The organism is Cellulomonas endophytica, assembly GCF_004123805.1.
Classification (GTDB): domain Bacteria; phylum Actinomycetota; class Actinomycetes; order Actinomycetales; family Cellulomonadaceae; genus Cellulomonas; species Cellulomonas endophytica.
Genome location: NZ_RWJX01000039.1, coordinates 23,856 through 33,486 on the forward strand (window position 1 = coordinate 23,856; position 9,631 = coordinate 33,486).

The 9,631-nt window shown below is 77.6% G+C and carries 8 protein-coding genes; all 8 read left to right on the forward strand.

Annotation, left to right across the window (positions count from 1 at the left end):
• The first annotated feature begins 57 nt into the window (after positions 1-57).
• The gene (locus EJA20_RS12040) at positions 58-1,074 is read left to right on the forward strand and encodes a PhoH family protein (RefSeq protein WP_129338393.1); all 1,017 of its coding nucleotides are present in this window, start codon (positions 58-60) and stop codon (positions 1,072-1,074) included.
• On the forward strand, positions 1,071-1,523 hold the full coding sequence (gene ybeY, locus EJA20_RS12045; protein ID WP_129338394.1) for an rRNA maturation RNase YbeY: 453 nt from the start codon (positions 1,071-1,073) through the stop codon (positions 1,521-1,523). Before EJA20_RS12040 ends, ybeY begins: the two co-directional genes overlap by 4 nt.
• Positions 1,520-2,950: a hemolysin family protein gene (locus tag EJA20_RS12050; protein ID WP_129338395.1), complete on the forward strand. Its 1,431-nt coding sequence runs from the start codon at positions 1,520-1,522 to the stop codon at positions 2,948-2,950. Before ybeY ends, EJA20_RS12050 begins: the two co-directional genes overlap by 4 nt.
• Complete coding sequence (gene era / locus EJA20_RS12055; protein ID WP_129338396.1) at positions 2,947-3,912, forward strand: GTPase Era; 966 nt, start codon at positions 2,947-2,949, stop codon at positions 3,910-3,912. Before EJA20_RS12050 ends, era begins: the two co-directional genes overlap by 4 nt.
• A gap of 10 nt (positions 3,913-3,922) precedes the next feature.
• Positions 3,923-5,767 carry an alpha/beta hydrolase family protein gene (locus EJA20_RS12060; protein WP_338068822.1) on the forward strand — a complete coding sequence of 615 codons (1,845 nt, stop codon included), beginning with the start codon at positions 3,923-3,925 and terminating at the stop codon, positions 5,765-5,767.
• Positions 5,768-5,926: 159 nt separating this feature from the next.
• A complete protein-coding gene (locus EJA20_RS12065) occupies positions 5,927-6,754 on the forward strand; it encodes a PP2C family protein-serine/threonine phosphatase (protein WP_129338397.1) in 828 nt (275 codons plus the stop codon).
• A complete protein-coding gene (locus EJA20_RS12070; protein ID WP_129338398.1) occupies positions 6,751-8,271 on the forward strand; it encodes an FHA domain-containing protein in 1,521 nt (506 codons plus the stop codon). The genes EJA20_RS12065 and EJA20_RS12070 overlap by 4 nt, the downstream gene beginning before the upstream one ends.
• A gap of 5 nt (positions 8,272-8,276) precedes the next feature.
• On the forward strand, positions 8,277-9,631 hold a 1,355-nt coding region (locus EJA20_RS19130; protein ID WP_205687482.1), incomplete at its 3' end, for a serine/threonine-protein kinase.

Below are 9,631 nucleotides of genomic sequence, written 5' to 3' on the forward strand. Positions count from 1 at the left end.
CCCTCGGCGGCCGGTGACGGCCCGGGACGACAGGAGCGCACGGCGCGAGCCGAGCACATGAGCGAGCAGTCCACCGCACGCCGCGACCGCGGCGACCGTCCCGACGCAGCCGTCCACGCGCGGGTGGAGCACCGCATCACCGTGCCGCCGGAGATCTCGATGGTCGAGCTCCTCGGCCTGCGCGACGAGGTCCTCCGTGAGATCGAGCAGGGGTTCACCGGCGTCTCCGTGCACGTGCGCGGCAACGAGGTGAGCCTCGCGGGCCCGGCCGGGGACGTCGCGCTCGTCGCACGTCTCGTCGACGAGCTCGTCGACATGACCGCCGGCGGCACCCCGCTGACCCCCGACGTCGTGCGCCGCACGGTGGGCATGCTCACCGCCGGCGCCCAGGCGCGGCCCGCCGACGTGCTGACGTTCAACATCCTCACCGCGCGCGGCCGCACCATCCGGCCGAAGACCGCGGGCCAGAAGGAGTACGTCGACGCCATCGACCGGCACACGGTGACGTTCGGCATCGGGCCGGCCGGCACGGGCAAGACGTACCTGGCGATGGCCAAGGCCGTGCAGGCCCTCCAGGCGCGTCGCGTGAACCGGATCGTCCTCACCCGCCCCGCGGTCGAGGCCGGCGAGCGCCTGGGCTTCCTGCCCGGCACGCTCACGGAGAAGATCGACCCCTACCTGCGGCCGCTGTACGACGCGCTGCACGACATGGTCGACCCCGAGTCCATCCCACGGCTCATGGAGGCGGGCACCATCGAGGTGGCACCGCTCGCGTTCATGCGCGGCCGGACGCTCAACGACGCGTTCGTCATCCTCGACGAGGCGCAGAACACCTCCGTCGAGCAGATGAAGATGTTCCTCACCCGGCTCGGCTTCAGCTCGACGATGGTGGTGACCGGGGACGTCACGCAGGTGGACCTGCCGGGCGGGACCACGTCGGGCCTGCGGGCGGTCCAGAGCGTCCTCGAGGGCGTCGACGACATCGCGTTCTGCCGCCTGTCGAGCTCGGACGTGGTCCGCCACCGGCTCGTCGGCGAGATCATCGAGGCCTGGGGGCGGTGGGAGGCGCGATGAGCGTCGAGGTGAGCAACGAGTCCGGGCACGACGTCGACGAGGCCGAGTTCGCGGCGCTGGCGCGCCACGTGCTCGACGCGATGCACGTCCACCCCCAGACGGACCTGTCCATCCTGCTCGTCGGGACGGACGTCATGTCCGACCTGCACGTGCGCTGGATGGACGAGGAGGGGCCGACGGACGTCCTGTCCTTCCCCATGGACGAGCTGCGGCCGGGGCAGGCGGGCTCCGTGACGCCGGCGGGCCTGCTGGGTGACGTGGTGCTCTGCCCGGAGGTCGCGGCCACGCAGGCCCGCGCCGCCGGCCACTCCACCGCCGAGGAGCTCCTCCTGCTGACGACGCACGGCATCCTGCACCTGCTGGGGTACGACCACGCGGAGCCGGAGGAGGAGAAGGAGATGTTCGCCCTGCAGCGTCGCCTCCTGCTCACCTTCCTGGCGGAGCGGTGAGCGACCTCGTCGTCGGCGGTCTGCTGGCCCTCGCGCTCGGCGCCATCGCGCTCGCCGCGACGCTGAGCGCCGGCGAGGTCGCCGTCGGACGCGTCACCCGCGCGGCCGTCGCCGAGCTCGCCGCCGAGGGCCACAGGGCGGCCGACCGCGTGTCGGCGCTCTCGCTGCACCACGAGCGCGTGCAGGCCGCAGCGTCCTACGTGCGCCTCGTCGCGGAGATGACGGCCACCGTCTGCCTCACCCTCGCGCTCGGGGGCACGGGTCTGCCGTGGCCCGCGGTGCTCGGGCTGGCGGTGGCGGTGTGCGCGGTGCTCGCCTTCCTCCTCGTCCGCCTGAGCCCGCGCCGGCTCGGCCGTCGCCACCCGGTGGCGACCCTCGTGCGCACGTGGCCGCTCCTCGTCGGCGTCACGTCCTTCGCCGGCGGCGTCGGTCGGCCCGCCCCCGAGGGCGAGAGGGCGGAGGAGGAGCAGGAGGAGGAGCTGCGCGACATGGTGCAGCGCGTCTCGGAGTCCGAGGCGATCGAGGAGGAGGAGCGCGAGCTCTTCCGGTCCGTGCTCGAGCTGGGCGACCGCCTCACCCGCGAGGTCATGGTGCCGCGCCCGGACATGGTGACGACCACGGCGGGCACGCGGCTGGACAAGGCGCTGTCCCTGCTCCTGCGCTCGGGCTTCTCGCGCGTCCCGGTGGTGGGGGAGTCCGTGGACGACCTGCGCGGCGTGCTCTACCTCAAGGACGTGGTGCGCCACCTGCAGGACGCGGGCGGGGACACCGGCGAGGTGCGCGCGGCGGACCTGGCCCGCCCGCCCGTGTTCGTCCCCGAGTCCAAGCCCGTCGACGACCTGCTGCGCGAGCTGCAGAGCGGCTCCTCGCACCTCGCGCTCGTCGTGGACGAGTACGGCGGGATCGCCGGGCTCGTCACGATCGAGGACGCGCTGGAGGAGCTCGTCGGCGAGCTGACCGACGAGCACGACCCCGACGCGCCCGTGGTCGAGAGGGTCGCCGACGGCGTGTGGCGCGTCCCGGCCCGTCTCGGCCGGGACGAGCTCGGCGAGCTGCTCGGGCTCGAGGTCGACGACGAGGACGTGGACAGCGCCGGCGGCCTGCTCGCCAAGGCGCTGGGCAAGGTCCCGCTGCTCGGCTCGAGCGGCGACATCCACGGCGTGCACCTGGAGGCCGAGCGGGTCGAGGGGCGTCGCAAGCGGCTGGCCACGGTCCTCGTGCGCCGGTCCGACCCCGAGGACGCGCAGGACGAGGACGAGGACGGCGGCGGGTCGCGCTCCGGCTCCGGCGCCGACGCGCGCGGGGAGGACCTCGCGGCCCGACCCGGGGCCGTCGACGCGCCGCGCACCGGCTCGTCGGTGCTCACCGCTACGGTCTCCGAGGGGACCGGGGCCGCACCCGGCCCGGACGGAGGGGGTGCACGGTGACGTTCCGCTCGGGCTTCGCCTGCCTCGTCGGCCGGCCCAACGCCGGCAAGAGCACGCTGACCAACGCCCTCGTCGGGCGCAAGATCGCCATCACCTCGGACCGCCCCCAGACCACGCGCCACACCGTGCGCGGCATCGTCCACCGGGAGGACGGCCAGGTCGTCCTCGTCGACACCCCGGGCCTGCACCGGCCGCGGACGCTCCTGGGCGAGCGGCTCAACGACCTCGTGCGCGGCACGCTGGCCGAGGTGGACGTGGTGGGCTTCTGCCTCCCGGCGGACCAGCGCGTCGGCCCCGGCGACCGCTACATCGCCGAGCAGCTCGCGGGGCTGGGGCCCACGTCCGGGCGGGACCCGCGCGGCCGCGGGACGCCGGTGGTGGCGGTCGTGACGAAGGCCGACCTGGTCGGCAAGGGCCGCCTGGCCGAGCACCTGCTCGCCGTGCAGGGCCTGGGCGACTGGGCGGAGATCGTCCCCGTGTCGGCCCGCTCGGGCTACCAGGTGGGCCACCTCGTCGAGGTGTTCCTGGGGATCCTGCCGGAGGGCGCCCCGCTGTACCCGGAGGGCGAGCTCACCGACGAGCCCGAGGCCGTCATGGTGGCCGAGCTCGTCCGGGAGGCCGCCCTCGAGGGGGTCCGCGACGAGCTGCCGCACTCGCTGGCCGTCGTCGTCGAGGAGATCGTGCCCCGTGACCGCACCCGCGACGCCTCCGGCGAGCGGCTCGGCCCCCGGGCCGTCGACGGGCCGCCGATGCTCGACGTGCGCGTCGAGCTCTTCGTCGAGCGGGACAGCCAGAAGGCCATCGTCATCGGCAAGGGCGGGGCGCGGCTGCGCGACGTCGGCACGCGGGCCCGCCGCGAGATCGAGGCGCTGCTCGGTGCCCGCGTGTTCCTCGACCTGCACGTCCGGGTCGCGAAGGACTGGCAGCGCGACCCGAAGCAGCTCGGGCGCCTGGGCTTCTAGGGCGGCGGGCGTGAGGACGTCGGGCGCGCGCGGGCAGGGCACGGTCGGCGCCGCCCCCGCCGAGGACGTGGTGCCGGTCGCCGCGGTGACCCCGCCGTCGGCGCCCGACGGCCGCGCACCAGCCGGTGGTGGCGACGGTGCCGACGGGCCGGCCGGTGCCGCCGGTGCCCGGCCGATCGGCGGGAGCACGGAGGTCGACCCCGCACCGGATCCCGCACCCGCCCCCGGGCGTGAGCCGTCCGCGCCCGCGCGCCTGCGGGCCGAGCTCGTGCGGCGCTTCGCGCACACCCGCGTCGGGGAGACCGTGGGCCTGACGACGGCCGCGCTCGTCGTGCTCGCCGTGGTGGGCTCCCTGCTCGGCCCCCAGTGGGACCCGCTGCCCGTCCGCGACCCGCTCGAGGTGGCGGCGGTCGACACCGCGATCACCGGCGCCCCGGTGCCGCTGCCGCGGTACGAGGTCGAGCGGCGGGTCGTGGAGGTCCGGCTCGACGGCACGACGGTCGAGGCGCAGATCACCACCCCGGTGGGGGCCGGCGACGACCTGCCCGGCGTCGTCTTCGTGCACGGCGCGGGGACGGGGCGGTTCGCGCAGGCCTTCACCGCCCAGGCCGAGGCGCTCGCGCGGGCCGGGGTCGTGACGATGGTCCCCGACAAGCGCCTCGACACCTACACGCTGCGGCACCGCGACTACCCGGCGATGGCGCAGGACTACGCGCGCTCCGTCGCGCTGCTCCGGGAGGTCGACGCGGTCGACCCCGCCCGCGTCGGCGTCTACGCCGAGAGCGAGGGCGCGTGGATCGCCCCCGTCATGGCCGCGGAGGACCCCGCCCTGGCGTTCGTCGTCCTCGTCTCCGCGCCCGTGGTGCCGCCCCGCGAGCAGGGCGCCTTCGCGGCCGACACCTACCTGCGCAACACCGGCGTGCCGCAGCAGGTGTTCCGGGCGATCCCCCGCGCGATCGGCATGTCCCTGCCGGGCGGCGGCTTCGAGTACGCCGACTTCGACGTCACGCCGTACCAGCGGCGCACGACGCAGCCCGTGCTCGTCGTCTACGGCACGGGGGACGCCTCGATGCCCCTGGTCCAGGGGGCCCAGCGGCTCCTCGCCGACACGGCGCTGGCGGGGAACCTCGACGTCACGGTGCGGTACTACGCCGGTGCGACGCACGGCCTGCGCGTGCACGGCGAGATCGCGCCGGTCTTCCTGCGCGACCTCGCGGGGTGGGTCGTCGGCCTGCCCGGGACCGCCGGGCAGGCGCCGCGGATCGCCGGGGACCAGCCCGTGCAGGAGTACCTGGCCGCGCCCGTGCCGCAGCCGCGCTGGCTCCGGGACGGCACGCTGCTGCTCGTCGTGGTGGCCGTCGGCGTGGGGCTCCTCCTGCTCGCGCCGCTCGCCGTCGGGGTCGACCGGGCCCTGGACCCGCTGCGCCGGCGCCGGGACCGGCGGGCGGCGGTGCGGGCGGCGGGCGGCCCGGGTCCGGCCGGTCCCGCGCGGGGGCAGCGCGCGCCGCAGCGCTTCGCCCCGGGGGTGCGGGACGCGCTCGTCGGGCTCGCGGTGGGCACCGTGATCACGGTGGCCGCGCTCGTCTGGTACCTCGTCGTCGTGGCGCGGCTCGCGCTGGACTACGACAGCAACGCGGTGCTCGTCCAGGGCGGGTGGGTCCTCGTGCGCGCCGTGGGCGTCCTGACGGTCCTGGCCGGCGTGCTGCTCGTCGGGCGGGTGCGCGCCGTGCTGCGGGCCGGCGAGCGGCCGGCGGCCGGGGCGGTGCGGACCACCGCGCTCGTCGTCGTGCTGGCCGCGGCCGCCGTCCTCCTCGTCACCCTGGCGTACTGGGGCGTGTTCCAGCTCGGCATCTGACGGCCGGGCCCGCCCGCACGTCCGCCGCACGTCCGCGGCACGTCGGCCGCACGTCGGCCGCACGTCCGCGGCCCGCCGGCGGACCCGCCGCGACCTCTCAAGTCCTCGCCCGCGCCTGCCGATGGGCCGGTGACGGCGGGGGTGTGCAGGAGGGGTGAGGTGCTGACGGACTGGGGCTCGGCCACGGACAGGGGTGCCGTGCGCGAGGCGAACGAGGACGCCCTGCTGGCGTACCCGCCGGTCTTCCTCGTCGCCGACGGCATGGGCGGGCACGACGCCGGCGACGTCGCCAGCCGGATCGCGGTCGAGGAGTTCGCCGACCTGGCCGGCGAGGACGGGGCGACCCCCGAGGACGTCCACGGCTGCTTCCTGCGCGCCGCGCACCGGATCGGCTCCGAGTTCTCCACGTCCCGGCAGGGCGGCACGACCGTCGCCGGCATCGCGCTGACCCGTCCTGACGGCGTCCCCTCCTGGCTGGTGTTCACCGTCGGGGACTCCCGCGTGTACCGGCGGACCCCCGGCGGCGTGGTGCAGGTGAGCGTCGACCACAGCGTGACCGCCGAGCTCGTCGCCCGCGGGGAGCTGGACCCCGCCGACGTGCCCACCCACCCGAGCCGGCACGTCCTCACCCGGGTCCTGGGCACCGCCGAGCCCGCCGACCCCGACTACTGGCTGCTGCCCGCGCAGGTCGGCGACCGCTTCCTGCTGTGCACCGACGGCCTCACCCGCGAGCTGGCCGACGCGGAGATCGCGTCCGTGCTCGCGGCCGCGACGGACCCCCGCGCCGCGGCGGCCGAGCTCGTGGCCCGGGCCGTGGCACGCGGCGCCCGCGACAACGTGACCGTCGTCGTCGTCGACGGCGGTGCGCGCACGGGCCTGCGGCTCCCGCGGGCCGGCGCCGACGCCCGCGACCGCGCCTGGCACGACGAGCGCGAGGGCACGACGCTGCCCCGGCCGCGCACCGCACGGGACGCGGTGGTCGCGTGAGCGCCACGTACCGCCCCGGCCCCGGCACGGTCCTGCTCGCCGACGGGGTGCTCGTGGTGCTCGACCCGGCCGCCGACGACGCGCTCGTGCGGGCCCTGTGGGAGGTCCTCGTGCGCGGGGAGGGCATGCTCGGCGCGCTCGGGCTGCTGGCGGGCCGCGGGCTCGCCGGCCTGCCCGGCTTCGCCGTCGTCGCACCGGCCGCCGGCGGGTGCGGCGTCGCGGTGCGCGGTGCGGTGCGGGTCACCGCGCGGCCCGTCGCCGGCGCCCCCGAGGTGCTGTCCGGCGCCGCCGCGCTCACGTGGTTCGAGCGCACGCTGCCCGCCGTCGCGGGCGTCGAGGTCGAGCTCTCGTCCGGCGACGAGCCGTCCGCCGCCGCCGCCGCGACGGGCTGGCCGCTCCTCGGCGGCGTGGTGCGCGCCGGTGCGGTCCGGGTCACGACCGTCGCCGTCGCCCCGGGGGCCGACGGGGAGCAGGCCGAGGTCCTCGTCCGGCCCGGGGTCCTCCCGGCCCAGCTCCCGCCCGTCGTGGAGCACCTCCGGGTGCCGCCCCTCGAGCCGGAGGTCGTCACCCTGCCGGTGGCGCCGGCCGCCGTGCCGGAGGTCCTCGCCGTGCGCGTCGACGCCGCGCCGGCGGATCTCGCTCCGGTGGACCTCGCTCCGGTGGACCTCGCTGCGGCGGACCTCGCGCCGGAGGGCCACCGGGCCGCAGAGCTCCGGCCGGTGGCCGCCGCACCCCTCGACGCGGACGCGATCGACTGGGGCGTCGACCCGACCGTTCGCGTGCTGCGCCGGACGGCCGCCGACGAGGCGCCCGCACCCGGGCCGGCCGCCGCGCCGGCCGCCTCCGTACCGGCCGCACCCGTAGCGGCCGGGCTCGAGGACGAGCCGGGCGAGCCCCTCGTCGTCCACGACCACGACGGCCTGACCATCCTCGGCGCGGAGCTCGAGGAGATCCGTCGCCTGCTCCCCGGGTGGGCCGCCGGGGCAGCACCCGTCGCACCCGTCGCACCGGTGGCACCGACCGCACCGGCGCCCGTCACCCCCGCGCCGACAGCGCCGACAGCGCCGACCGGGCCGCCGCCCGCCGCCACCCCGGCGTCGTCGGCGTCGGCCCCCGCGCCCACGACGTGCGCCGGGTTCGCCGTGCTCGCCGGGCAGGAGGACGCCCCCGTACCGCCCGCGCGCCCCGTGCTGGCCCTGGCGGGCGGCACGACGGTCCCCCTCGACCGGCCCGTCGTCCTCGGCCGCGCCCCGCAGGTGCGCCGCGGCGACGACGGCGTGGTGCCGCGCCTCGTCGCCGTGCCCAGCCCCCAGCACGACGTGTCCCGCAACCACGCGGAGGTGAGGGCCGAGGGCACGCGCGTCCTCGTCACCGACCTGCACTCCACGAACGGCGTCCTCGTGCGCGCCCGGGGCGCCGTCCGCGCGCTCGTGCCCGGCGAGGCCACGCCCCTCGAGGGCGACGACGTCGTCGACCTCGGCGACGGCGTGACGTTCCGGGTCGGGTGGGAGGACTGAGCACCATGACCGAGCAGGTCCCCCCGCGCCTCGCGGGCCTGCGCTACCTCCACCGCCTGGGGCAGGGCGCCTCGGCGGACGTGCTGGCCTACGAGCAGGACCGCCCGCGGCGCCTCGTGGCCGTGAAGGTGCTGCACCACGGCCTCGACCCGGCCGTCGGTGCGCGCTTCCTGCGCGAGGCCGACCTCATGGCGCAGGTCCAGCACCCCTCGATCGTGACCGTCCTGCAGACCGCGACCGCGGAGGACGGCCGGCCCTGCATCGTCATGGAGCACTGCTCGGGGCCCGCGCTGGCGGCGCGCTACCGCCGGGAGCGGATGGCCGTCGACGAGGTGCTGCGCATCGGCGTCCAGCTCGCGTCGGCCGTCGAGACGGCGCACCGCGCGGGCATCCGCCACCGCGACATCAAGCCGGGCAACGTGCTGACCACGGACCTGGGCCGCGCGGCCCTCACGGACTTCGGGATCGCCGAGGCGAGCGTCGGCGTGCCCGGCGGCGGCGGCCTGTCCGTCCCCTGGGCCCCGCCGGAGCTGCTCGCCGAGGGCGGGGAGGGCGACGAGCGCGCCGACGTGTACAGCCTCGCCGCGACGCTCTACTCGCTCCTGGCCGGGCGGACGCCCTTCGAGGTCCCCGGCGCGGCGAACGGCGTCGCCGAGCTCCTGGCGCGCATCGGCCGCACCCCCGTGCCGCCCGTCGGCCGCGGCGACGTGCCGCCCGCCCTCGAGGCCGTGCTCGCCCGGGCGATGGCGAAGGACCCGGCCCGCCGGCACGCCTCGGCGCTCGCGGTGGCGCACGCGCTGCAGGCGGTCGAGCACGCCCTGGGCCTGCCCGTCACCCCCGTCGAGGTCCAGGGCGAGGACGGCCGCGCCGCCCTGGGCAGCGCGCCCCGGCACTGGGCCGGGCCCACGCGCCCGGCGGACCTCACGCCGGCGGACGACGGGGCGCCCCCCGTCGACGCGGGCCGTCCCGGCGACCGCACCCCGGCCGGGGACCGGACCCCGGGAGGCGCGACCGACGGCAGCGCCCCCGTCGGCGTCCCCGCCCGGCTGCCCCGCTCCGTGCCGGCACCGACCGGGCAGCGCGCCGCGGACGCCGTCGGGCGCCCCGTCCTGCCGGGGCCCGCGCCCGTCCCGGCGGTGGAGCGCATCGACCTGCCGCACGAGGACCTGCCCGACCTCACCCGCTCGCGCAGCCTCGAGCTCGTCGAGGACGCCCCGGCGGGCGTGGCGGACGACGAGGCCCCGGCAGCCGTGGTGGACCCCCCGGGCGGGCCCACCACGGGCGCCCGCGACGGTGCCGCCCCCGGCGCGGACGCGGGGGCGGCCGGCGCGCGCTCCGCCGACCCGCGGGCGGCGGCGTG